At 71.6% G+C, this 23908-nt stretch carries 22 protein-coding genes and 2 tRNA genes; 17 read left to right on the plus strand and 7 right to left on the minus strand.

Annotated elements, in window-relative coordinates; genetic code table 11:
- Window positions 1–8: 8 nt before the first annotated feature.
- From gnd to ABZU46_RS03630, 3 genes are all read left to right on the plus strand, one after another.
- Window positions 9–881: a phosphogluconate dehydrogenase (NAD(+)-dependent, decarboxylating) gene (gene gnd / locus ABZU46_RS03620; protein ID WP_354854844.1), complete on the plus strand. Its 873-nt coding sequence runs from the start codon at window positions 9–11 to the stop codon at window positions 879–881.
- Window positions 882–897: 16 nt separating this feature from the next.
- Window positions 898–2031 (plus strand): DNA replication/repair protein RecF, encoded by a 1134-nt coding sequence (recF, locus tag ABZU46_RS03625; protein WP_354854846.1) that lies wholly within the window; start codon window positions 898–900, stop codon window positions 2029–2031.
- Between the two features lie 118 nt (window positions 2032–2149).
- Window positions 2150–2710: a DciA family protein gene (locus ABZU46_RS03630; RefSeq protein WP_354855010.1), complete on the plus strand. Its 561-nt coding sequence runs from the start codon at window positions 2150–2152 to the stop codon at window positions 2708–2710.
- A gap of 11 nt (window positions 2711–2721) precedes the next feature.
- On the opposite strand, the gene ABZU46_RS03635 is transcribed toward ABZU46_RS03630, so the two are convergent.
- On the minus strand, window positions 2722–2949 hold the full coding sequence (locus ABZU46_RS03635) for a hypothetical protein (protein WP_354854848.1): 228 nt from the start codon (window positions 2947–2949) through the stop codon (window positions 2722–2724).
- A 90-nt stretch (window positions 2950–3039) separates the two neighbouring features.
- Here ABZU46_RS03635 and ABZU46_RS03640 point away from each other — a divergent pair, with 90 nt between their 5' ends.
- The gene (locus tag ABZU46_RS03640; protein ID WP_354854849.1) at window positions 3040–3540 is read left to right on the plus strand and encodes a MarR family transcriptional regulator; all 501 of its coding nucleotides are present in this window, start codon (window positions 3040–3042) and stop codon (window positions 3538–3540) included.
- On the opposite strand, the gene ABZU46_RS03645 is transcribed toward ABZU46_RS03640, so the two are convergent.
- The gene (locus ABZU46_RS03645) at window positions 3525–4079 is read right to left on the minus strand and encodes a hypothetical protein (RefSeq protein ID WP_234584449.1); all 555 of its coding nucleotides are present in this window, start codon (window positions 4077–4079) and stop codon (window positions 3525–3527) included. The genes ABZU46_RS03640 and ABZU46_RS03645 overlap by 16 nt on opposite strands.
- A gap of 522 nt (window positions 4080–4601) precedes the next feature.
- Between ABZU46_RS03645 and gyrB the strand changes: the two genes are divergently transcribed.
- The 6 genes from gyrB (at window position 4602) to ABZU46_RS03675 (ending at window position 11886) form a co-directional block, all read left to right on the plus strand.
- Window positions 4602–6548, plus strand: a complete 1947-nt coding sequence (gyrB, locus tag ABZU46_RS03650; RefSeq protein ID WP_354854851.1) for a DNA topoisomerase (ATP-hydrolyzing) subunit B — start codon at window positions 4602–4604, stop codon at window positions 6546–6548.
- A gap of 193 nt (window positions 6549–6741) precedes the next feature.
- Window positions 6742–10461 (plus strand): intein-containing DNA gyrase subunit A, encoded by a 3720-nt coding sequence (gene gyrA / locus ABZU46_RS03655; protein WP_354855011.1) that lies wholly within the window; start codon window positions 6742–6744, stop codon window positions 10459–10461.
- 4 nt (window positions 10462–10465) lie between these two features.
- Window positions 10466–11371: a DUF3566 domain-containing protein gene (locus ABZU46_RS03660; protein ID WP_354854853.1), complete on the plus strand. Its 906-nt coding sequence runs from the start codon at window positions 10466–10468 to the stop codon at window positions 11369–11371.
- Between the two features lie 152 nt (window positions 11372–11523).
- A tRNA-Ile gene (locus ABZU46_RS03665) sits at window positions 11524–11597 on the plus strand.
- A 42-nt stretch (window positions 11598–11639) separates the two neighbouring features.
- Entirely contained in the window at window positions 11640–11768 is a 129-nt protein-coding gene (locus ABZU46_RS03670) for a DLW-39 family protein (RefSeq protein ID WP_007453934.1), read from the plus strand.
- A gap of 42 nt (window positions 11769–11810) precedes the next feature.
- A tRNA-Ala gene (locus ABZU46_RS03675) sits at window positions 11811–11886 on the plus strand.
- Between the two features lie 232 nt (window positions 11887–12118).
- On the opposite strand, the gene ABZU46_RS03680 is transcribed toward ABZU46_RS03675, so the two are convergent.
- Window positions 12119–12847 (minus strand): LPXTG cell wall anchor domain-containing protein, encoded by a 729-nt coding sequence (locus ABZU46_RS03680; RefSeq protein WP_354854855.1) that lies wholly within the window; start codon window positions 12845–12847, stop codon window positions 12119–12121.
- Between the two features lie 141 nt (window positions 12848–12988).
- On the opposite strand from ABZU46_RS03680, the gene ABZU46_RS03685 reads away from it, so the two are divergent.
- Window positions 12989–13297 carry a hypothetical protein gene (locus tag ABZU46_RS03685; RefSeq protein ID WP_354854856.1) on the plus strand — a complete coding sequence of 103 codons (309 nt, stop codon included), beginning with the start codon at window positions 12989–12991 and terminating at the stop codon, window positions 13295–13297.
- 9 nt (window positions 13298–13306) lie between these two features.
- Here the strand turns inward: ABZU46_RS03685 and ABZU46_RS03690 are convergent, their stop codons facing one another.
- On the minus strand, window positions 13307–13765 hold the full coding sequence (locus tag ABZU46_RS03690) for a hypothetical protein (protein ID WP_354854858.1): 459 nt from the start codon (window positions 13763–13765) through the stop codon (window positions 13307–13309).
- Window positions 13766–13948: 183 nt separating this feature from the next.
- A complete protein-coding gene (locus tag ABZU46_RS03695; RefSeq protein WP_354854860.1) occupies window positions 13949–18418 on the minus strand; it encodes an HAD-IC family P-type ATPase in 4470 nt (1489 codons plus the stop codon).
- 215 nt (window positions 18419–18633) lie between these two features.
- Between ABZU46_RS03695 and ABZU46_RS03700 the strand changes: the two genes are divergently transcribed.
- From ABZU46_RS03700 to ABZU46_RS03725, 6 genes are all read left to right on the plus strand, one after another.
- On the plus strand, window positions 18634–18894 hold the full coding sequence (locus ABZU46_RS03700; RefSeq protein ID WP_354854862.1) for a hypothetical protein: 261 nt from the start codon (window positions 18634–18636) through the stop codon (window positions 18892–18894).
- 58 nt (window positions 18895–18952) lie between these two features.
- The gene (locus tag ABZU46_RS03705) at window positions 18953–20350 is read left to right on the plus strand and encodes an MFS transporter (RefSeq protein ID WP_354854864.1); all 1398 of its coding nucleotides are present in this window, start codon (window positions 18953–18955) and stop codon (window positions 20348–20350) included.
- Between the two features lie 44 nt (window positions 20351–20394).
- Entirely contained in the window at window positions 20395–21048 is a 654-nt protein-coding gene (locus ABZU46_RS03710; RefSeq protein WP_354854866.1) for a GAP family protein, read from the plus strand.
- Between the two features lie 64 nt (window positions 21049–21112).
- Window positions 21113–21892 carry an NAD(P)H-binding protein gene (locus ABZU46_RS03715; RefSeq protein WP_354854868.1) on the plus strand — a complete coding sequence of 260 codons (780 nt, stop codon included), beginning with the start codon at window positions 21113–21115 and terminating at the stop codon, window positions 21890–21892.
- Window positions 21893–21929: 37 nt separating this feature from the next.
- Window positions 21930–22124 carry a hypothetical protein gene (locus tag ABZU46_RS03720; RefSeq protein ID WP_354854870.1) on the plus strand — a complete coding sequence of 65 codons (195 nt, stop codon included), beginning with the start codon at window positions 21930–21932 and terminating at the stop codon, window positions 22122–22124.
- A gap of 83 nt (window positions 22125–22207) precedes the next feature.
- The gene (locus tag ABZU46_RS03725; protein WP_354855012.1) at window positions 22208–22756 is read left to right on the plus strand and encodes a YbaK/EbsC family protein; all 549 of its coding nucleotides are present in this window, start codon (window positions 22208–22210) and stop codon (window positions 22754–22756) included.
- A gap of 52 nt (window positions 22757–22808) precedes the next feature.
- Here the strand turns inward: ABZU46_RS03725 and ABZU46_RS03730 are convergent, their stop codons facing one another.
- Entirely contained in the window at window positions 22809–23444 is a 636-nt protein-coding gene (locus tag ABZU46_RS03730; RefSeq protein ID WP_354854872.1) for a DsbA family oxidoreductase, read from the minus strand.
- 20 nt (window positions 23445–23464) lie between these two features.
- Entirely contained in the window at window positions 23465–23893 is a 429-nt protein-coding gene (locus ABZU46_RS03735) for a SufE family protein (protein WP_234584468.1), read from the minus strand.
- Window positions 23894–23908 lie beyond the last annotated feature (15 nt).

Here is a 23908-nt window from a genome sequence, read left to right on the forward strand (position 1 = left end):
AGGAACAAATGCAGCTCGGCCTGGTAGGACTCGGCCGGATGGGCGGCAACATGCGCGAGCGGTTGCGGGCTGCCGGCCACGAGGTGGTCGGTTTCGATCACAACCCGCAGCTGAGCGACGCGGCAAGCCTCGCCGAGCTGGCGCAGAAGCTGGAATCGCCGCGGGCGGTCTGGGTCATGGTGCCTGCCGGCGTCACCGACGCCACGATCGACGAACTCGCCGGGGTGCTCGGCGAGGGCGACATCATCATCGACGGCGGCAACTCCCGCTTCAGCGACGACGCTCCCCGGGCCGAGCGGTTGAACGAGCGCGGCATCGGCTACGTGGACGTCGGCGTCTCCGGGGGCGTCTGGGGCCGGCAGAACGGCTACGGGCTGATGGTCGGCGGCGCCCAGGAGCACGTCGACCGGCTCATGCCGATCTTCCAGGCGCTCAAGCCGGAGGGGGAGTTCGGTTTCGTGCACGCCGGCCCCGTCGGCGCCGGGCACTACTCGAAGATGGTGCACAACGGCATCGAGTACGGCCTCATGCACGCCTACGCCGAGGGCTACGAGCTGTTGACCGCCTCCGAGCTGGTGACCAACGTCCCGGGCGTGTTCAAGTCCTGGCGCGAGGGCACCGTGGTCCGCTCCTGGCTGCTCGACCTGCTGGACCGGGCCCTCGACGAGGACCCGGAGCTGGCCGATCTGAGCGGCTACACCGAGGACACCGGCGAGGGTCGCTGGACCGTCGACGAGGCGGTCCGTCTCGCCGTCCCGCTGAACGTCATCACCGCCTCCCTGTTCGCCCGGTTCGCCTCCCGGCAGGACGACTCACCCGCCATGAAGGCCGTCGCCGCGCTGCGCCAGCAGTTCGGTGGCCACGCCGTCCACAAGCGCTGAGCGGTATCCACACCCTGTGTACGTCCACCGGCTGGAACTGGTCGACTTCCGCTCGTACGAGCGGGTCGCCGTCGACCTCCAGCCGGGGGCGAACGTCCTGATCGGCGCCAACGGCGTCGGCAAGACCAATCTCGTCGAGGCGCTCGGCTACGTGGCGACCCTGGATTCGCACCGGGTCGCCACGGACGCGCCGCTGGTCCGGATGGGCGCCACCTCGGCGGTGATCCGCTGCGCGGTAATCCACGACGGCCGGGAACTCCTCGTTGAGCTGGAGATCGTGCCGGGCCGGGCCAACCGGGCGCGGCTGGGCCGCTCCCCGGCGCGCCGGGCGCGGGACGTGCTCGGCGCCCTGCGACTGGTGCTCTTCGCGCCGGAGGACCTGGAGCTGGTCCGCGGCGATCCGGCCGAGCGCCGTCGCTACCTGGACGACCTCCTGGTCAACCGGCAACCCCGCTATGCGGGAGTACGGGCCGACTACGAGCGGGTCGTCAAGCAGCGCAACGCTCTGCTGCGTACCGCGTACCTCGCCCGCAAGACCGGCGGTTCCCGGGGCGGCGACCTCGGCACCCTCGCCGTCTGGGACACCCACCTGGCCCAGCACGGCGCGGAGCTGCTCGCCGGGCGGCTGGAGCTGGTCGCCGCGCTCACCCCGCACGTCGCCAAGGCGTACGACGCGGTGGCCGCCGGACGGGGCGCGGCCGGTATCGCCTACCGGCCGTCGATCGAGCTGGCCGAGCCGACCACCGACCGGGCCACGCTGGCCGAGGCGCTGACGACCGCGCTCGCCGCCTCCCGCACCGCCGAGATCGAACGGGGAACCACCCTCGTCGGCCCGCACCGCGACGAGCTGGCCCTGTCCCTCGGTCCGCTCCCCGCCAAGGGGTACGCCAGCCACGGCGAGTCCTGGTCCTTCGCGCTCGCCCTGCGGCTGGCCGGGTACGACCTGCTGCGCGCCGACGGTATCGAGCCGGTCCTGGTGCTCGACGACGTCTTCGCCGAGCTGGACACCGGGCGCCGGGAGCGGCTGGCGGAGCTGGTCGGCGGGGCGAGTCAGCTGCTGGTCACCTGCGCCGTGGACGACGACGTGCCGGCCGCGCTGCGCGGCACCCGCTATCAGGTCGGCGAGGGGACGGTACGACGTGTCGGATGAACCGGACGCCAGGCGGTCAGGCGCCAACCGCACCGGCAGCGGCCGGCAGGCCGGTGACGCCGCGAACGCGCGTACCGCACGGTCGGGAGCGACCGGAGACGGCGCCGGCGGTCCGGTCGTGGCCGGAAGCGGCGCGGCCGGTGTCGACGGCGGCGGGCCGGCGGACGGTGCGACCGGGCCGGAGCTGGCCCGGGCGGTGCTCGACGCGGCGCTGTCCCGCCGGCAGGCGGCGGCGCGCACCCGGCGTACCCCCGGGAGCGGCGCGGACGGCGCCAGCGGCTCGGGACGGCGGCTGCGTGGCTACTCGGGCCCCGGCCCCGACCCGCGCGACCCGCAACCCCTCAGCGCCGTGCTGAACCGGTTGGTCAAGGCGCGCGGCTGGCAGCAGCCCGCCGCCGAGGCCACCGTGTTCGGCGCCTGGGAGCGGGTGGTCGGCGCCGAGGTCGCCCAGCACAGCCGGCCGGTCAAGCTGGAGAACGGCGAACTGACCGTGGAGGCGCGCTCGACGGCCTGGGCGACCCAACTGCGGCTGCTCGCCGGCTCGCTGCTCAAGCAGATCGCCCAGGAGGTCGGGCACAACGTGGTGCGCAAGCTGCACATCCACGGCCCGGCCGCGCCGTCCTGGCAGAAGGGGCCGCGCCGGGTGCGCGGTCGGGGGCCGCGCGACACGTACGGCTGAGCCCGGCCCTCTCAGCGCCGCCGGTCGGCTTCGCGGGCCGCCCGCTTGCGCTCGCGCTGCTCCTGGGTGTAGCGCTTGCGCTCGGCCAGGTCGCGTTTCCACGCCTCGCGGGCCTCGGCCGAGCCACCCTGCACGGCGCCCGCGACCCCGTCGGCCGGGCCGGCGAGGTTCCGGAACGTCCACCGCATCAGGCGACCACCCTCGCCCGGCGTCCTGTTCGCCGTGCCGTCCTCGCTCATCCGCAGTCCCTCCACGCGATCAGTTGCCACACCAATGATTGGCACACCAACGATCGCTACGATAGTCAGCATGCAGTCAGCGAGCAACCGATGAGCGGGCAGCCGGAGGGCGTCGATCCGTTGGCGCTGGAGCAACAGGTCTGCTTCGCCCTGTCGGTCGCCGCACGCAGCGTGGTGGCCGTCTACCGGCCGCTGCTGGAACCGATGGGGCTGACCCACCCGCAGTACCTGGTGATGCTGGCGCTGTGGCAGCACGCGCCGTTGTCCGGCCGCGACCTCAGCCGCCTGCTGCAGCTCGACCCGGGCACCCTGTCGCCCCTGCTCAAGCGGCTCGAAGCAGCCGGCTACCTGCGCCGGGAACGCGACGCCGCCGACGAACGCAGCCTCGCCGTCACCCTCACCGCCACCGGCGCCGCGCTGCGCGTCCAGGCCGAGCGGATCCCGGCCGCGATCGTGCAACGCCTCGGGCTGCCCGTCGAGGACCTGCAGCACCTGCACGCGGTGCTCACGCAGGTGATCGCGGCGGCCAACCGGCCCGGCGGCGACCCGGCCGCCCCGCAGAGCGGGACGGCCGCTCAGGCGTCGGCGTAGACGGCGAAGCCGCGCTCGGCGCAGCGTCGGTAGAACGCCGCCAGCACGCCCAGCTCCGCGCAGGTGAAGTTCCACTGCGGCGGATCACCGCGCTCGTCGCGCAGCGCGTCGAGTCGGGTCTCCAGCCAGCGCAGCTGCTGCTCGGCCAACCGGCCGTCGCCGAGCAGCGCCCGCAGCACCGTGCTCACCGAGTCGAAGGTGACCGTCTCGCCGTACTCCCGGTGGCCGGCCACGAACCGCTCGATGCCGCCGGCGATCCAGGCGCAGCCGTCCGGGTCGATCACCGGATCCTCGTCCTCGGCGGCGGCGTCTGTGGCATACAACACACCTTCGAGGCCGAGCAGGAGATCCACCAGCTCGGTGTACGCGGTCGCCCGGACGGTGCCGGTCTTCGCGATCAGCTCGGCCAGCGCCGCCGTCGGCGCGGAGATCCGTGGCAGGTCGACGATCTCGCCGAAGTCGACGAACTCGGCCGGCGCCACCGGATCGTAGAAGCGGCCGGTCCGCGGCCAGTGCACCGCGACGTTGTCCAGCCCCATCTGTCACCTCTTAGAGAGCACGTGTCGGGTCGATCGGGTCGATCGTCCCGGTTCCGGCCGGTAAAGATCAAGGCCGCTTCCGGGGCGCCGCAAACGTACGGCACGGACGGTCCGGCCGCGACCCCCGACCCGCCCGAGCGCGGGTCAACCCGTCCGGGGGCGGCGCGTCCGATCAAAGCCTGGCGTGTGGGGGGAGTCGAGGGTAATGGGGTTCTGCCGGCTACGGACATCTCAGCCGCCTCGTTGAGGGTGCCGAGTGGTGGTTCTGTCCTCCGCGCACAGTAGGATTGACAGTGAGACGAAGACCCGGTGCGGGGCGAGGGACGGGGCCGGTGGCCCCAGCATCATTCTCCACTCCGGGTTGAGCCGATCGCGATCCGCGGGCAACCGCGGCGACCGGCGCGTTCGACCCGCTGTCCGGAGGTCTCGGGCACCGGTCCACGCGTCGACGTCGCGTCCTGTCCGCCGAACCCGCGCCCGACGCGCCCTCCCGGCGCCGACGACGCGAGAAAGTGGCCGAGGGTGGCAGCGCAGGACAAGCAGGAGTACGGCGCAGAGTCGATCACCGTTCTCGAGGGGCTGGAGGCGGTTCGCAAGCGGCCCGGTATGTACATCGGGTCCACCGGCGAACGCGGTCTGCATCACCTCGTCTGGGAGGTCGTCGACAACGCGGTCGACGAGGCGCTGGCCGGATACTGCGACACCATCGACGTGGTGCTGCTCGCCGACGGCGGCGTCCGGGTCACCGACAACGGCCGAGGCTTCCCCGTCGACCTGCACCCGAAGCTGAAGAAGCCGGGTGTCGAGGTCGCGCTGACCATCCTGCACGCCGGCGGCAAGTTCGACGGCAAGGCGTACGCGGTCTCCGGCGGTCTGCACGGCGTCGGCGTCTCCGTCGTGAACGCGCTCTCCACGCGGATGTTCGTCGAGATCCACAAGTCCGGCTCCGTGTGGCGGCAGCACTACACCAACTCCAAGCCGAGCCCGCTGGAGAAGGGCGAGGCCACCGACCGCACCGGCTCGGCGGTCTCCTTCTGGCCGGACCCCGACGTCTTCGAGACGGTCGACTTCGACTTCCAGACCATCTACCGGCGCCTACAGGAGATGGCCTTCCTCAACCGTGCCCTGCGCATCCACCTGCTCGACGAGCGGGTGGCCGAGGAGGAGGACGGCCGGCAGCGCGAGGTCACCTTCTTCTACGAGGGCGGCATCGCCGACTTCGTCCGGCACCTCAACGCCTCCAAGAACCCGATCCACAAGACGGTGGTCGAGTTCGAGGCCGAGGAGGAGGGCATGTCGGTTGAGATCGCCATGCAGTGGAACGAGTCGTACGGCGAGTCGGTCTACACCTTCGCCAACACGATCAACACCCACGAGGGCGGCACTCACGAGGAGGGCTTCCGGTCCGCGCTGACCAGCGTGGTGAACCGGTACGGCACCGACAAGAAGCTGCTCAAGGGCGACGAGAAGCTCTCCGGCGAGGACATCCGGGAAGGGCTCGCGGCGATCATCTCGGTCAAGCTGGCCAACCCGCAGTTCGAGGGCCAGACCAAGACCAAGCTCGGCAACACCCCGGTGAAGAGCTTCGTGCAGCGGGTCTGCAACGACCGGCTGGTCGACTGGTTCGACCGCAACCCGGCCGAAGCCAAGATGATCATCACGAAGGCGTCCCAGGCGGCCCGTGCCCGGATCGCCGCGCAGCAGGCGCGCAAGCTGGCCCGGCGTAAGTCGCTGCTGGAGTCCGGCTCGATGCCGGGCAAGCTGGCCGACTGCCAGTCCACCGACCCGCGCGAGTCCGAGGTGTTCATCGTCGAGGGCGACTCGGCCGGTGGTTCGGCCAAGCAGGGTCGGGACCCGCGCACGCAGGCGATCCTGCCGATCCGCGGCAAGATCCTCAACGTGGAGAAGGCCCGGATCGACCGGGTCCTGAAGAACAACGAGGTCCAGGCGCTGATCACCGCGCTGGGCACCGGCATCCACGACGACTTCGACATGGAGAAGCTGCGCTACCACAAGGTGGTGCTGATGGCCGACGCGGACGTCGACGGCCAGCACATCCAGACGCTGCTGCTCACCCTGCTGTTCCGCTTCATGCGTCCGCTGGTCGAGCTGGGTCACGTCTACCTGGCCGCTCCGCCGCTCTACAAGATCAAGTGGAACAAGAAGGGCGACGACGCGCAGTACGCCTACTCCGACCGCGAGCGGGACGGGCTCATCGCGCTGCGCCAGCAGAAGAAGCCGAACGCCAAGCCGGACGACATCCAGCGCTTCAAGGGCCTCGGCGAGATGAACTATCCCGAGCTGTGGGAAACCACGATGAACCCGGCGACGCGTACCCTGCGTCAGGTCACGCTCGACGACGCCGCAACCGCGGACGAGTTGTTCAGCGTCCTGATGGGTGAGGACGTCGAGGCGCGCCGGTCGTTCATCCAGCGCAACGCCAAGGACGTGCGGTTCCTGGATATCTGACGGACCTCGGCGGGCCGGTCGGGCACCACCCGGCCGGTTCGCCGGTCCACAGAGTTATCCACAGCTTGGTCGGTATCCACAGCCGTTATCCACAGCACGAAAACGACTCTGAGTCTGATAAGGGTATACAGTGACCGATTCCCCCGAGTCCACACCGAACGAGCCCGAGGTTCCCGCCGAGGCACTCGCCGCCGTGGTCGCGCACGACCGGATCGAGCCGGTCGGCCTCGAGGTGGAGATGCAGCGCTCCTACCTCGACTACGCGATGAGCGTGATCGTCGGGCGCGCGCTGCCGGACGTCCGGGACGGGCTCAAGCCGGTCCACCGCAAGATCCTCTACGCGATGTTCGACTCCGGCTACCGGCCGGACCGCGGCTACGTGAAGTGCTCCCGGGTCGTCGGCGACGTGATGGGTCAGTTCCACCCGCACGGCGACTCGGCGATCTACGACGCGCTGGTCCGGATGGCGCAGCCCTGGTCGCTGCGCTACCCACTGGTCGACGGCAACGGCAACTTCGGCTCGCCGGGTAATGATCCGGCTGCGGCGATGCGTTACTGTATTTCGGGAAATGTCCGTATTCGTACTGCCGATGGTAGCGTGCGGATTGCGGACATGGTGGCGGACGCCGCGCCGTCCAGCGAGACCGACATCGACCTGAAGGTCCGCGACCGCAACGGCGACCTGGTCCGCGCCTCGAAGTTCTTCCACTCCGGCGAGCACCCCACCCTGCGGCTGCGCACCCGCGAGGGGTACGAGCTGACCGGTACGCACAACCACCCGGTGCTCTGCCTGGTGGACGTGGCGGGCGTGCCGACCCTGCTGTGGAAGCTGCTCGCCGAGATCGCCCCCGGCGACCGGGTCGTCCTCCAGCGCAGCGTGCCGGACGAGATCGGCTACCCGATGCTGGAGCACGTCGAGGCTGCTGTCCTCGCCGGTGCTTTCGTCAGCGAGGGCTGGGTCTCCCCGAACCGGGCCGGGTTCAACAACGTCGACCGGGAGTTCTTCGTCCGGGTTCTCGCGGCCTACGACCTTGCGGTGGGCGGTCCGCGTTACGCCAGCGAGCGGGTCATCGCCTCCGGCAGCACTCTGCACGAACTCGACGTGCAGGACCTCAGCGCGCTGCGGACGAGCCTTCTCGGCGACCTTGTGGGCGCTCGTAGCGCCGCGAAGTTCGTTCCCGAGTTCGTCTGGCAGGGGCCGGCCGCGGTCAAGCGGGCGTTCCTCCAGGCGCTGTTCGAGGGTGACGGCTCGTCGTCGCTGCTGCCGCGCAACACCATGCAGATCTCGTACTCGACCCGCAGCGAGCGCCTGGCGGCCGAGGTCCAGCAGTTGCTGCTGGAGTTCGGTGTGATCAGCCGGCAGACCCGCTACGACAGCGGCGAGATCAAGGTCGTGGTGACCAACCGTCGCGACGCCCGGATCTTCGCCGCGCACGTCGGGTTCCTCGGTCGGAAGCAGGCCAAGTTGGAGGCCGAGCTGGCCCAGGTGCCGGCGAGCAGCACGGCGCTCTCCAGCGACCATGTGCCGTTGGTCGCCGACTTCATCCGTGAGCACGGCGCGCAGCGCTGGACGGAGCGGGACTGGCTGCGCCGGCACAACGTGGACCGGGTCGAGCGGTGGGAACGCGACCGCGACGAGATCGCGGCCCGGATCACCAACTCCGAGGTGCTCGACGTGGTCGAGCCGTTGGTCGACGGGCGGTTCTACTACGCCGAGGTGGCGCAGATCACGGACGCCGGCGTGCAGCCGGTCTACAGCGTCCGGGTGGACACCGACGACCACTCGTTCGTCTCGGACGGGTTCGTCAGCCACAACACCGAGTGCAAGCTCGACCCCCTCGCGATGGAGATGCTGCGGGACATCGACGAGGACACCGTCGACCTGCAGGACAACTACGACGGCCGGGCCAAGGAGCCCACGATCCTGCCGTCGCGGATCCCCAACCTGCTGGTGAACGGCTCCGAGGGCATCGCGGTCGGCATGGCCACCAAGATCCCGCCGCACAACCTGCGGGAGATCGGCGCGGCGGTGCAGTGGTGCCTGGAGCACCCTGAGGAGGACGAGGAGACCACCCTCGAAGCCCTGCTCGGCATCGTCAAGGGCCCGGACTTCCCGACCCACGGCCTGATCGTCGGCACTACCGCCATCCAGGACGCGTACCGCACGGGTCGTGGTTCGATCCGGATGCGGGCCGTGGTGGAGGTCGAGGAGGACAAGCGGGGTCGGCCCTGCCTGGTCGTCAGCGAGCTGCCCTACCAGGTCAACCCGGACAACCTGGCCGAGCGGATCGCTGAGCTGATCAAGGAGGGCAAGCTCGCCGGCATCGCCGACATCCGCGACGAGTCCTCCGGGCGTACGGGCATGCGGATCGTGCTGGTGCTCAAGCGCGACGCGGTCGCCAAGGTGGTGCTGAACAACCTCTACAAGCACACCCAGCTCCAGGAGACCTTCGGCGCCAACATGCTGGCGCTGGTCGACGGGGTGCCGCGCACGCTCAACCTGGCCCAGTTCATCCGCTACTACGTCGAGCACCAGATCGACGTGATCCGCCGGCGGACCGCGTTCCGGCTGCGCAAGGCCGAGGAGCGGGCGCACATCCTGCGCGGTCTGGGCAAGGCACTGGACGCGCTGGACGAGGTGATCGCCCTGATCCGGCGCTCGCCGACCGTGGACGACGCCCGGCAGGGCCTGATCCGGCTGCTGGAGATCGACGAGATCCAGGCGACCGCGATCCTGGACATGCAGCTGCGCCGCCTCGCCGCCCTGGAGCGGCAGCGGATCGTCGACGACCTGGCCAAGCTCGAAATCGAGATCGCCGACCTCAAGGACATCCTCGCCAAGCCGGAGCGGCAGCGCCGGATCGTCTCGGAGGAGCTGGGCGAGATCGTCGCCAAGTGGGGCGACGAGCGGCGTACGCAGATCATTCCGTTCGACGGCGAGGTCTCGATGGAGGACCTCATCGCCCGGGAGGACGTGGTCGTCACGATCACCCGGACGGGGTACGCCAAGCGGACCAAGGTCGATCTGTACCGCTCGCAGCGGCGCGGCGGCAAGGGCGTCAGTGGCGCCACGCTGCGGCAGGACGACATAGTGAGCCACTTCTTCGTATGCTCGACGCACGACTGGATCCTGTTCTTCACGAACAAGGGTCGGGTGTACCGGGCCAAGGCGTACGAGTTGCCGGAGGCCAGTAGGGTAGCCAAGGGCCAACACGTGGCCAATCTGCTCGCCTTCCTACCTGACGAGCAGATCGCGCAGATCATCGAAATCCCGAACTACCAGGTAGCCCCCTATCTGGTACTGGCCACGAAGAACGGCCTGGTGAAGAAGACGCGGCTCGAGGAGTTCGACTCCAACCGTTCCGGCGGAATCATCGCGATCAACCTGCGCGATGAGGACGAGCTGGTCGGTGCTGCGCTGGTGGCGCCGGAGAACGACCTGCTGCTGGTCTCCAAGAAGGCGCAGGCGATCCGGTTCAACGCCTCCGACGAGGCGCTGCGGCCGATGGGCCGGGCCACCTCGGGCGTGATCGGCATGCGCTTCACGGACGACGACGTCCTGCTCGCCATGGAGGTCGTTCGGGACGGTTTGGACGTCCTGGTGGCCACGAACGGGGGATACGCGAAACGTACCCCGATCGAGGAATACCCGGTGCAGGGCCGGGGAGGTAAGGGCGTGCTGACTGCGAAGATCACCGAACGGCGCGGTGGTCTGGTCGGTGCCGTGGTGATCGACCCAGACGACGAGTTGTTCGCGATCACCAGCAACGGTGGTGTCATCCGGACTCCGGTGAAGCCTGTACGCCGTACGCGTGACCGGAACACAATGGGGGTCAAGCTGATGGACCTCCCGGACGGCGTGACTATCGTGGCGATTGCTCGCAATGCCGACGAGCCTGACGAACAGGACTAGTTGAATGACGGAGACACAGGCGAAGTCGGGGAACACGGGGACCTCGGCCAACCCGGTCGACGAGGAGGCCGCCAAGGGCGGCACACCAGCGACCGGCCGCGCGGCCGTGGGCCGGGCCACGGTTCCCGCCGACGCGCCTGCCCCGAAATTCACCCGGGCTCCCGGCATGACACCTCCGCCGGAGCAGCCCGGCGAGGACGGGGGATCGGGCGACGCCAAGGCCGAGACGTCGGCTGTCGAGGCACCGACGTCCGCCGGGGTGGCCCCCGCGGCGGCCGCCCCGACTCCGGCTCGGCCGACGACCACCCAGCCGATCAACACCCGGCCCGGTCAGGCGACATCGACCGGGGCCACCGGCACCCAGCCGCGGATCACGCCGGGCATGACCCAGCCCGACTCGGGGCGTACGGCCGCTGGCGGTCGCCCCGCGAGCGGTGGTGGCCTGCCGCCGGGGATCGGCAACGCGTCGGCCGTCGGGGCCGCTCGCGTGGGTGAGGCGGTACGCGCCGCGCGTACCTCGGTCAGCTCGGCGGCGTCCCGCGGACCGCGCCGGGCCCGGCTGAACCTCAAGCGGATCGACCCCTGGTCCGTGATGAAGTTCGCGTTCGCCGTCTCGGTGGTGCTGTTCATCGTCGTGGTGGTCGCCACGTCGGTGCTCTACCTGGCGCTGGACGCGATGGGCGTGTTCCAGAGCGTCAACGACAGCCTCAGCGACCTGGTCAACGCGGGCGGTGGGCAGAGCACCAACGGGTTCCAGATCACCGCCAAGGGCGTGATCCTCAGCTCGGCGCTGATCGGCCTGGTCAACGTGGTGCTGTTCACCGCGCTGGCCACGCTGGGAGCATTCGTCTACAACGTCTGCGCCGACCTGGTCGGCGGGATCGAGCTGACGCTCGCCGAGCGGGACTGAGTGTGACCGGGGCGCCGGGGCACCGCGGAATGCGGTGGCTCCGGCGCCCCGTACTCGGTTAGGTTTTGCAGGCGGCGACGGCCCGGCTCGCAGGTTCGGACCCCGATTTGGGGCCGGCAGAGCGGATGGGTTAATCTTGCTCGTCGCAACGCGGGGCTATAGCTCAGTCGGTTAGAGCGCAGAGCTGATAACTCTGAGGTCGATGGTTCGATTCCATCTAGCCCCACCGCACATCGTCCGACGCTAGTCGAGCGCGAGGGGTCGCCCCATGTTCAAGAAGCTGCTGATCCTGGCCGGCGTCGTCGGCGTGGCTGCCGTCGTCTTCAACAAGGTCAAGGCCGCCAACGACGAGCGTGCCCTGTGGCACGAGGCGACCACCGCGCCCGACCTGCGCTGACGTCCGGCCGGCGGCGAGCGACGCACCGCCGCCGCCGCTCACGGGGCCCTAGCTCAACTGGCAGAGCACTGCCTTTGCAAGGCAGGGGTTAGGGGTTCGAGTCCCCTGGGCTCCACCATCACTTCCCCCTCGGCCCCGCGCCCCGAGTCTCGTGGTCGTGGACCGAGCGGTGCTGATCGTTGACGCATGAGCGGCATGACACGCCGAGCGTCGAGCTGCTGCGCTGTCAACGATCTGAGCCGGCGACTCCCGCGTCACCGCGGAACGGACTCCTGACCAACCAGCATGACGTCGTTGAACGCCAACGCGCCCGGCCGGACGAAGTGTCGGACCGGGCGCGTCAGATCGAGCTACGCCACGAAGCGGGAGCGGCGTCGCCGTGCGAGCACGAAGCTCGCGCCACCGACGAGCAGGAGCGCACCGCCGATGCCGGCCACGGTCGCGGTGTCGGCACCGGTCAGCGGCAGTCCGCCGCCCTCGCCGCCGGCAGCGACCGGGCTCGTGGAGGTGGCCGCGGTCGGAGTGACGGTCGTCGTGGCGCTCGGAGTCGGAGTGGGCTGCGACGAGGCCGTCGTCGTCGGCGTCGGGGTGGGCTGCGACGCGCAGTCGAGCGCACGCGCGGCGTACAGGCCCTCGTTCAGGTAAGCCAGGTAGCCATCGGTGGTCGCGTCGTCGAGCGTCGTCTGCGCGGCCTTCTTCACCTTGGGGCCGGCGCCGGTCAACGTCTGGTCCACCTTGACCCGCAGATTCACCGACCAGACGGTCTGCACGTCCTTCTTGAGGAATGCGCGGAGATCGTCCGAGCTGCCATCGAGTTTCTTCTGAATGACGTCAGGCAGGGTGGGCAGGGACTCGGTGTTCGCGGCGTACAGGATCTGGGCCGTCAGCACCCGGAGCTGGGTGGTGGTGGCGGTGTCCAGGTCGATGGTGAAGAGCTCGCGGATGTCCTTGTACGTCTTGCGCTCGACCGTCTGGCAGGTTTCGTTGAGCCCGGGCGACCCGGTCTGCGCCACCGCCGGTGCCGCCGGAACCATAAAGGCCAGCGCTATTGCCACGCCGGCCGGGATCTTCCATCGCATGTGGATCTTCCTCCCCGTTGTAGATCAAAGACTGGGGATATTACCGTCGTCTGGGGATTGGCGAGGCCCCGGAAGGCTCGCTCACTGACCGCTTCGGCAATTGCCTGTCGGGTCGGGCAGCGCACTTGTCATGATCCGTGGATGGATGAGCAACCAACCTCCGTCACCGTGCACATCTACTGTCGGGTCGAGGTGGTCGTCACCGACCCCGCAGCGGTCACCGGTCACGCGATCGCCGACCTGCGTGCGGCCGACATCGACTGGTCCGAAGAGGCGGACGATCTCGAGACGGCCGTCGAGGAACTACGGTCGGACCTCGCCACCTCCCTGGCGGCTGTGGTGGACATCAGCCAGCTCGGTGACGGCATACCGGGCGTGGAGTTTCGCGGTGGTCTGTGTTGGGCCGAACAGGGGCCGGCCCGGGACCCGTTCCGTGCCGAAGAGCGGTGACGGAGGGCGTCAGAAGCGGGAGCGCCGCCGGCGGTCCAAGCGCTGAAAGCGCGGACCGGCCCAGAGCCAGAAGAGCGACGCCGTCAATCCAGTGGCCCCCATGGCGACGATCACGCCTCGGGGCAGCTCGGTGTTGACCGGCATCGGCATGCAGCTGGCCGGGGTGTAGTCGACTGTCAGTCGCTGGTACAGCGGGGGTAGCCGCCGCTCGGGGAACGACCGCTCGTAGATGCCGCAGGTGGTCGGCCCGTCGGCCGTGTCGACGCGTACCAGCACGTAGGGGCCTTGGGCGGTCTGGGCCGGTTCCACCGCGACCACCGTCGCCGGCATCAGCACGCCGGCCGGTGGGGGCGGCTCGCGGTCGTCGGTGACACCGATCAGTACCAGCAGGCTGCACGGCACCAGCAGCGCCAGCGGTAGGGCCGGCCAGGCCTTCGGACGAGTTCTATTGGCCAAGAACGACGGCATGGCGTCAGGCTAGTCAGCGAGATCAATGAGGGTGCCCGGCCCACTGCCAATCCGCCGCTCATCCGCAGCGCCGGGTCCGTGCGTCGGCGCGACCACAGACCCTTTCCGAGGTACGCCCGCTGGCCGCGGTGCAGGAAGTTCACCTCCCCCGGCTCCGGTACCCCAGCCGGTCCCGCTCAAGCGTCAGCCGTCCGTGGCCGTCCCCTCGGTCCCGGGAGTGGGCTGCGCGAGGTCGGGTCGTGCCGACGGAAGGTGCTCCACCAGTTTGGTGAGCGCGCCGTTGGCGAAGGTGGCACCGAGCGCCGATCCGGCGCCGATGGTCCAGCCCACCGGGCCGAGCGGCGTGCACCCGAAGAACTGGCTCACCCCCGGCGTCTGCACCACCACGACCAGCACTCCCAGCGACGCCGCCGTGGACGCCAGCACGGCCGGGCTGGTGCCGCCGGCCAGGATGGTCTGGCCGAGCTGGGTGCCGACGAGCGAGACGAGGGCGACCGTTCCGGCCCGCCGCTGCCGGCCGGTGTACCGCGCCAACGTCCAGCCGACGGTCGCGCCAAGCGTGGTGGACGCCGCGCGGAGCCCGATCTCCCTGCTGAGGGTCTCACCGAGCGACGCGTCGGGGCCCTCCCGGAGCAGACTGTCGGTGCGGTCCGAGGCGGGTGGGCGGACCGCGATGGCCAGCGCCGGCGCCAGGTCGGTGAGCAGGTTGACCAGCAGCAGTTGCCGCCCGGTGAGGGCGGAACGGCCGGTCACCGCGGCGGTGAGCACGCTGAACGCGATCTCGCCGAGGTTGCCGCCGACGAGGATGCTCAGCGCGTGGCGGACCGACGACCACATCGCGCGACCCTCGACCAGGGTGGCGATGATGGTCTCCAACCGGTCGTCGGTGACCACCAGGTCGGCGGCGGCGCGGGCCGCCGGCGTGCCGCGTTGGCCGAGGGCGATGCCGACGTCGGCCAGCCGGATCGCCGGGGCGTCGTTGGCGCCGTCGCCGGTCATCGCCACGGTCCGCCCGCACTTCTGCAACGCCTGGATGATGCGCACCTTGTGCGCCGGGGTGCAGCGGGCCACCACGTCGGTGTTGGCCAGCCGCTCGGCGAGCGCGTCGTCGTCCAACTGGTCGAGTTCGGTGGCGGTGACCACCCGCTGCTCGTCGTGCTCGCTGATGGTGGCGGCGATCGCCTCGGCGGTGGCCGGGTGGTCGCCGGTGATCATGATGGTGTGCACCCCGGCCTGCCGGATCCGGCGTACCGCCGGGGCGGCGCTCTCCCGGACCCCGTCCGCGAGGGCCAGGAACCCCACGAAGGTCAGACCTCGGACGTCGGCGTCGGTGATGTGCGCGGCGTCCACCTCGCACTCCGCGACGGCCAGGATCCGGTGCCCCGCCCCGGCCCGGTCGGCCAGCAGACGGTGCAGTTCCGCGCGGCCGGCGTCGTCCAGCGGCTCCTGCCGGCCGTCGGCACGCCGCGTCGCGCAGCGTGGTAACACCGTCTCCGGGGCGCCCTTGACGCTCAGCAGCAGGCGGCCCTCGGTCTCGCCGATGCTCGCGTGGTAGCCGCGGGACGGTTCGAACGGCAGCCCGCCGGCCGCCCGCCAGCCGGCGGCGCCGGTCTGCTCCACCACCTGAGCCGTGGCGGCGCCCCGCCGGACCGCCCGGTCGGTCTGCAACGCCAACTCCTCCGGCTTGGCCGCGGCGGGGGTGGCCCGCAGCGCCGTGGCGAGGGTCAGTCGGAGTCGGTCGTCGAGCCGGTCCACCGCGGCGTACCGGTCGCCGACGCCGTCGCCGACCCCGGCGAGCAGCAACTGGCCCTCGGTGAGGGTGCCGGTCTTGTCGAAGCAGAGCACGTCCACCCGGCCCAACGCCTCGATCGTGCGGGGGTTGCGGACCAACGCGCCGTGCTCGGCCAGCCGCCGGGCGGCGGCCAGCTGCGCGGCGCTGACCAGGAACGGCAGCCCCTCCGGCACCGACGCGACGGCGAGGTTCGCGGCGGTCGCCGCCGTTTCGGCCAGCGGTACGCCCCGGAGCAGCCCCGCCCCGGCCACGGCGATCGCCGAACCCGCGGCCAACGGAATGGCGGCGCTGGTCAACGAGCCGAGCCGGGCCTCCACCCCGCTGGTCGGGGGCGCCTGCCGGACCAGCGCCAGGCTGCGTCCGGACTCGGTGTCGACGCCGGTCGCCACCACCACGGCGGTTCCTTGGCCGGCGGCGACGGTGGTGCCCTCGTACAGCATCGAGTGCCGGTCGGCGATGGCCGCGGCGACGACCGCCCGGCTGCTCTTGGCGACCGGCAGCGACTCGCCGGTCAGCGACGACTCGTCCGCCTCCAGCCCCACCGATTCGAGCACCCGGCAGTCGGCCGGCACCGAGTCTCCCGATTCGAGGGTGATGACGTCTCCGCGGACGAGGTCTTCGGCCGCGACGATTCGCTCGACGCCGTCCCGGCGGACCCGGGCCGTCACCGCCGAACGCGACAGCAGCTCCGCCAGCGACCGTTCGGTGTTGCGTTCGTGCACCGCCCCGATCAGGGCCGACCCGCCGACGACGCTGCCCACCAGCGCGGCGTCGACAAGCGAGCCGAACGACGCGGAGAGCACCGCCCCGGCGGCCAGTACGGGGGTGAGCGGGTTGGACAGCTCGTCCAGGAACGCCCGCAGCAGGCCACCACCGGCGGGTGTGTCGCCGCCGCCCGCCCCCTGGCCATCGTGTCGGCGCTGCGCCTCCGCGCTGGCCAGCCCGTCCGGCGTGGTGCCCAGCTGGTCGAGCACGGTCCGGACCGGCATCAGGTGCCAGGCGGTCGTCACCGGCACCGGCGTGTCCGACCGGTCGGGCAACCGGCTGGCCCGCCAGACCCCGTTCGCGAAGGCCAGGCCGGCCGCGCCGTTGACCGCGACGAGCGACTTGTGGGGCAGCTGGGTCGGTGGGGCGGTGAACGCGCCCAGCGCCCCGAGGCCGGTGCCCGCCATGGCGAGCCGGATGTTCTGCCGCGTCATCCGCCGGGCCGCCCCGGTCGCCTCGATGACCAGGGCCGCCACTCGCAGGTCGGTGCCGACCAGCAGGTGCGCTCCCCACGGCGGCAGCTCGTCCGGAGCGGACATCCCGAGGCCGCAGTCGGACGCGCCGAGCGCCGCCCGGTCCCCGGAGACCAGCATCACGACCGCCCCGTCGCGCTGCAACCCGCGTACGGTGTCGGCCAGGTGGTCCCCGCCGGGCAGCAGCGCGTCGGCGAAGCCGTACCGCTGCTCGTCGCCGCCGGCCACGATCAGCTTCAGGCCGGCGTGGCGGGCAGCGGCCGGCAGGCTGTCGACACCCGGCGCGGGTTCGGGTTCGACCCGCAGCAGCGCCGTGAGCCGACCCGAGTGGGTGAGCCCGAGCAGTTGCCCGCCGGCCGCGCGCAGCCGCTCGCCGTCCGGCACGTCGCCGGGATCGCCCGCCGGGAACTGGTCCAGGGGTGCCAGCCGCCAGCCGTCCAGCTCCGGTGAACCGGTCGGGTCGCTCGGGTCGAACAGCGCGAACGCCCGCTCCGCCACCTCGTCGACGTCCACCTCGGCCGCCGGCGCCAGGTCGGCGAGTACGCCCCGCTCCGATCCGAGCACCGCCGCGTCCAGCACCAGCGTGTCGATCCGGTCCAGCTCCCGCAGCACGCCACGGTCCATCGCGATCACCCCGCGCCGGGCGAGGATCCGGCCGAGCTGTGCCGCGTACCCCTCTCGCCCACTGCCCGGGGCCTTGGGCAGCGCGGACAGGCCCAGCGCGGCGGCTCGCTTGCGCCCGGCGATCGGTGTCGCCGCCGCGGCGGCAGCCACGCCGGCGGTCAACATACGGTTGATGTAGTGCTCGACCGGGCCGTCCGGTTTCGGGCGGGGACGGTCGACCGCGGGCCACCGCGCGGTGGCGCGCTCGGGGTCGCCGGTCAGCCGCGGCTCGGCCTTCTCCCACGCGGCGAGTTGGGCCCGCGCCTCCCCCCACTGCACCATCCGTTGGGCGCCGTCGAGCACTATCCCCGTCCACCGGCCGGTCAGACCCTGCACCACCGCCTCAGCCAGCGGAAAGATGACGTCGGCGCGCGGGTCGGAGCGCAGCCGCCTGCCGACGAAGGCGTGCAGCTTCGGTTGCAGGTCCGCAGCGGCCAGCAGGCCGGCGACCTCGCCGGGCAGCGGCGCGAACGGCAGGAGCCGGGTGGCCGCCGTGATGGTCAGGCCCAGTGCGTCCGAGGCGAGGGCGCCCAGGGTGCGCGGCGTACGCGGCCCCTCCTCCGGCGGATGCGGGGGCGGGATCTCCGGATCCGGTTCGTGGTCGCAGGTTCCCTCGATCCGCCCGATCGTGGCGATGAGGTCCCGCAGCCGCGGCTCGGGCGCCTGCACGGCCACCACCACCCGGCCGGACGGGGCGTTCACCCGGGCCCAGGCCACCCCGGGCAACCGCTCCAGCGCGGCCTCCACCTGCCGGGCCAACCGGTCGCCACCGTCCTGGCAGACGCCGTGCACCTCGATGTGGTGCCGGCCGGGGCGCGACCAGACCCGACGCCGGGTCAGCCCGACCGTCCGGGCCAGCCGGGTCGCCGCCGACCCGACGGTCCGGGACGCCTCCCCGACCAGGTGCGGCACGCCGATGGACGGCAGGAGGCGGCCGGCGGCGCGACCCGCCGCCGTCATCGAGGCGTACGGCCGGACGGACGCCGACCCGACTCCCCGTTGTCGCTTGTGCCGTCGGTCATCTCGCCCTCCCACCGCCTCACGTCCGGCGGCCTGGCTTCCCGACCTGGCGTCCGTTATGCCCCTCGGACCACCGGAACTTTGCGGGGCTGGCCGCGCATGGACGGGGTGGACGGTGGAATCCGACGACCATCACCGGACACGGGGAGGCCGGAATGAGCACGCTGACACGACACCTCAACGGTTCACACGAGAACGTTCGGATGTACAGCCGACGGGTGGAGCTGCCGATGGTGGGCGAGGTGGCGGTGCCACCACCGGACAAGATCGCCTACTACGCCGGGCTCGGCGTGCTGGCCGCGTTGCAGGTGATCGAATGGCCGCTCGCCCTGGTGATCACCGCCGGGCATCTCCTGGCGGACCAGCACTTCTCGGGACTGGTACGCGGCGTCGGGGAGGCGCTCCAGGAAGCCTGACGAGAGCCGGGTCACCCCCGGTTGACATGAATCCGGGTTGAGGTCGCAGGCTCGGTGCATGTCGAGCCGAACCGCCACCCCCGTTCCGGTCCCCGCCGGGTTGTTCGCCCCCCGGCTGCGGGCGATGACGGTGGGCAGCGTCGCGCTGGTGTCGCTGCTGGCGTTCGAGGCGTTGGCGGTCGGCACGGCCATGCCGACCGTCGCGCGGAGCCTGGACGGGCTGGCGCTGTACGGGATCGCGTTCGGTGGCCCGTTCGCCGCCGGTGTGGTGGCCATGGTCGTTTCCGGGATCTGGTGTGACGCACGGGGGCCCCGAGGACCGATGTGGCACGGCGTCGGCTGGTTCGTGGTCGGGCTGCTGGTCGCCGGGACCGCGCCGACGATGACCGCGTTGGTGGTCGGACGGGTCGTGCAGGGGTTCGGCTCGGGGTTGCTCTCGGTGGCGCTCTACGTGATCGTCGGGCAGGCGTACCCCGAGGAGTTGCATCGGCGCATCTTCGCCGCGTTCGCTGCGGCGTGGGTCGTACCGTCGCTGGTCGGGCCGGCGCTGGCCGGCCTGATTGTCGAGTACCTGGGCTGGCGGTGGGTCTTTCTCGTGGTGCCGGCGGTGGCCGTCCCGGCGGTGCTGCTGATCCATCCGGGCCTGCGGTCGCTCGACGCAACCGTGCCGAGCCGGCCACCGGCCGGCGCGATGGCCCGCATCGGCTGGGCCTGTGGGGCGGGCGTGAGCGCCGCACTGCTGCACATCGGGGGACAGCAGCGCGGCGTGACGGCCCTGGCGGTGATCGCGCTCGCCCTGGCCGGCCTGCTGGTCTGCGCTCCGCGCCTGCTGCCGCCGGGGTTCCTCCGGGCGGCCCGCGGACTGCCCACCGTGATCGGTCTGCGCGGTCTGGCGTCGGCGGCGTTCGTCGGCGCGGAGGTGGTCATCCCGCTGATGCTCTCCCGGGAGCGAGGGCTGTCGCCGACCGCCGCCGGGCTTGTACTCACGGTGGGCGCGTTGGCCTGGTCGGTGGGCTCCTGGGTGCAGGGCCGTTTTCCCGTGCCGGCCTCCCGGGCCAGCTTCCCCCGCGTCGGGTTGTGCTGCATCACGGCCGGCACCGCGACGGTGGCGTTGGCCGTCCGACCCGAGCTGCCGGTGGCCGTCGCCGTGCTGGGCTGGGCGGTGGCGGGGCTCGGTATGGGACTGCTGTACCCGTCGTTGTCGGTGCTCACCCTGGAGCTGTCCGCGCCCGGCGAGCAGGGGCGCAACAGCTCGTCGCTGCAACTGGGCGACTCGCTCTTCGCGGCGACCGTGCTGGCGCTCACCGGTGCCGTACTGGCTGCCGGGAGCGCGCCCGGCCCCGCCAGCTACGTGGTGACCCTGGCGGTGGCGGCCGGTCTGGCACTGGTCGGCGCGCTGCTGGCCGGCCGGGTGGTGATGGACGCAGACCACACGGCCGGGCGGGTGATCGGCTGAGGATTCGACGTGTCCGCACCGGGCGGGCGCGAGGATGGCAGGCGATGAACCTCCTGACCGTCCTGCCGCTGGCCGTGGTGATGGTCGCCGGAACGCAACTGGTCGTGGCGGTCTTCCTCGCCTCGTCCGACCGGCCCCGGGCCGCGTCGCTGGGCTTCCTCGCCGGCGCCGGCCTGGTGGTCGCCGTCGGGGTGACCGTGAGCTGGTTGTTGACCCGGTTGCTGGGCGGGTTGGCGACCGACGCCAGCGCGGCCGCCAGCAGGATCGATCGCGGTCCGGTCATCGACCTGGTGGTGCTCGCGCTGCTGGTGTGCCTGGCCCTGGTGGTCTGGCTGCGCCGCAACCGGTCCGGGCCGCCGCGCTGGTTGGGCAGCGTGAGCCACGCCCATCCGCGCTGGGCCGCACGGATGGGTGCCCTGCTCTTCGTGGTGACACCCACCGACGACCTCACCATGGCGACGGTCGGCGCGACAGTGGCCCGACACAACCTCCCCTGGTGGCACCTGGTGCCGTTCGTGCTGCTCACCGTGCTCCTGCTCGCGGTGCCGCTGCTGGCGTTGGTGCTGCTCGGGCAGAAGGCGGCGCGGGTGCTGGCCCGGATGCGGGAGTGGGCCGAGGGGCACTCCTGGATCGTCAACGAGATCGTGATCGCGTTCTTCGCGCTCCTGACCGTGCTGGATCTGGTCCGTTCGGGGTGAGCCGTCACGTGTGCCGTCGCGCGGCCGTCATCAGCACGACGGGTCCGCGGAGGAGGAGGGGACGATGAGGGTTCTGGTCACCGGGGCGGGTGGTCGACTGGGGAGCCACGTGCTGGCGCGGCTGCGCGACGACGGGATGAGCGTCCGGGCCAGCAGCCGCCGGCCGCGTACCGGCTCGGACGTCGAGTGGGTCGTGGCCGACCTGGCCACCGGCGACGGGCTGGCCGAGGCGGTGACCGGGGTGGACGCGGTGGTGCACCTGGCGTCCTCGCCCCGGGGGCGTACCCACCAGGTGGACGTGCTGGGCACCCGTCGGCTGGTGGTCGCCGCCGGCGCGGCCGGCGTCCAGCACCTGGTCTACATCTCGATCGTCGGGGTGGACCGGGTGCCGATCCCGTACTACCGGTACAAGCTGGCAGCCGAGCAGGTGGTCGCGGCCGGCCCGGTGCCGTGGTCGGTGCTGCGCGCCACCCAGTTCCCCGAGTTCCTCGACGATCTGCTGGCGACCAGCGCGCGGCTGGGCCCGGTGGTCGGCGACCGGGCGGTGCTCGCCCAGCCGGTCGACCCGGGTGAGGTGGCCGCCCGGCTCGCGGCCCGGGTGGCCGCCGGCCCGCTCGGGGGCATCGAGGAGTTCGGTGGGCCGCAGGTGCTCCGCTTCGACGAGGCGGTCCGTGCCTGGCGGGAGGCGCGCGGGTCACGCCGGCCGCTGCTGCCGGTACGAATCCCCGGCCGCCTCGGGCGCGAACTGCGCGCCGGTGGGTTGGTCACCGAGGCGCTGCCTCGCGGTGTGCGTACCTGGGCCGACCACCTCGCGGACACGTACGGGGGAACCGCACGGAGATGAGACGGATAGCGGTTCACGTTCGCCTTACGGTGACGCCATGTTCGTTGTCGTCACCACGGTGATCCTCTACGTTTTCGGTTTCGTCTTCCTCTACGGCGTGATCCGGCTGGGTGTCCGGCACGCGATGGAGGACCTGGAGCTGCAGCGGGCCAAAGCCCGACGCGAGGAGGAACTGGCGGCCGCCCGCGACCGTTCCTTCCTGCGCGACAACGCGTTCCTCGCCGGCAGTTGAGCCGCGACGTGGAGGTGGTGTCGCGAGACGGCTCGGGAGTCGGCGGGCGATCCGGCGGCGCGGGTGCGAGGATCGCACCCGTGATGGGAACGCTGAAGACCGAACCGGCCCGTGCCCGCCTCGATCTGCTCGCCGCGCCGGTGGCGGAGGCCATCGCCCAGTGGCCGGCCAACGCGCCGGTGGACGTCGACGACGTCCTGGTCGCGCCGATCGACGCCGACCTCGCCGACACGGCGGCGTTCTGCGAGGCGTACGAGGTGGGGCTGGACGTGTCGGCCAACTGCGTCGTGGTGGCCGGAAAGCGCGAGGGTGTGGTCCGCTACGCGGCCTGCATCGTGCTGGCCACCACCCGGGCCGACGTGAACGGCGTGGCCCGGCGGGCGCTGGACGTGCGCAAGGCGAGTTTCGCCCCGATGACCGACGCGGTCGAGTTGACCGGCATGGAGTACGGCGGCATCACCCCGATCGGGCTGCCGGCCCAGTGGCCGATCCTGGTGGACGCGCGGGTGATCGCCACCCCGCACGTGATCATCGGGTCCGGCGTACGGCACAGCAAGATCGCGCTGCCGGGGCCGGCGCTGGGCGCGCTGCCCGGCGCGCAGGTGGTCGAAGGGCTGGCCAGGCCGGCCTGACCAGCCACCAACATCGATACCGTTGCACGTGAAACATCGACCTGGTCGATGTCTAGCGTGCTGCGGCCTCCCGCTGCTCGACCTCGGCCAGCGCGGCGAGGAGCGTGGACGTCTCCTGGGCGCCGCTGACCGCGTACTTCCCGGCCAGCACGAACGTCGGCACGCTGGTGATGCCCAGGTCACGGGCGGCGGCGAGTTCGGCGGCGAGTTCGGCGGTCCGCTCGTCGGAGTCGAGGAACCGGCGGGCATCGGCGGCGTCCAGGCCGATCGAGCCGGCGATCGTCGCCAGCACCTCCCGGGAACCGATGTCGAGGCCCTTCGTGAAGTGTGCCTGGTACAGGGCGTCCACCATCTCGGCCGCCCGGTCGCGCTCGGCGGCGTAGCCGACCAGCCGGTGCGCGTCGAAGGTGTTGGCGGCCACCGCGTGGTCGTAGTCCAGCCGAAGCCCGTCACCCGCCGCGGCCTGGGTCACCCGCGCGACCATCTGCCGCGCGCGCTCCGGGCCGCCGAACTTGTCGGCCAGCGCGTCGATGACCGGGCGCGGCTCGGGTACCGGCGACGGGTCGAGTTGGAACGGCCGGTAGCGGACGGTCACCTCGCCGTCGTAGCGGGCGAGCGCCTCGTCCAGGCGGCGCTTGCCCAGGTAGCACCACGGGCAGACGACGTCGGCGTAGATCTCAATCTCCATGATCGGTGCCAACTGCCGGCTCAGTCGAGTTGTTCCCGGACCTGCCGCTTGAGCCGGCCCAGGATCGCCGTGCCGCCGCGCACCCGCAGCGGGCTGATCGCCTGGGCCAGGCCCATCCGCTGGTACAGGTCGTCCGGCACGGCCAGCACCTCCTCGGCGCTCGCGCCGGCCAGACCCTCGGCGAGGATCCCGGCGAACGCCCGGGTGGTGGGCGCCTCCGGCGGGCAGTCGAAGAGGGTCTCGACGGTCCCGTCCGGCGTCACCCGGGCGCGCAGGAAGAACGCGGTCTGGCACTCGGGCACCTGCTCCATGCCCTCGTGCCCGGCGGCGTCGGCGGGTAGCGGCGGGATGACGTCGGCGTACTCCAGCAGCATCTCCAGCACCAGGTCGCGTGGCGCGGCGGCGAACTCGTCGACGATCTCGGCCAGTCGGGCCGGCATGTCAGCCATGTGTCGAGGCTACCG

This window comes from Micromonospora sp. NPDC005197, assembly GCF_040608295.1.
GTDB lineage: Bacteria > Actinomycetota > Actinomycetes > Mycobacteriales > Micromonosporaceae > Micromonospora.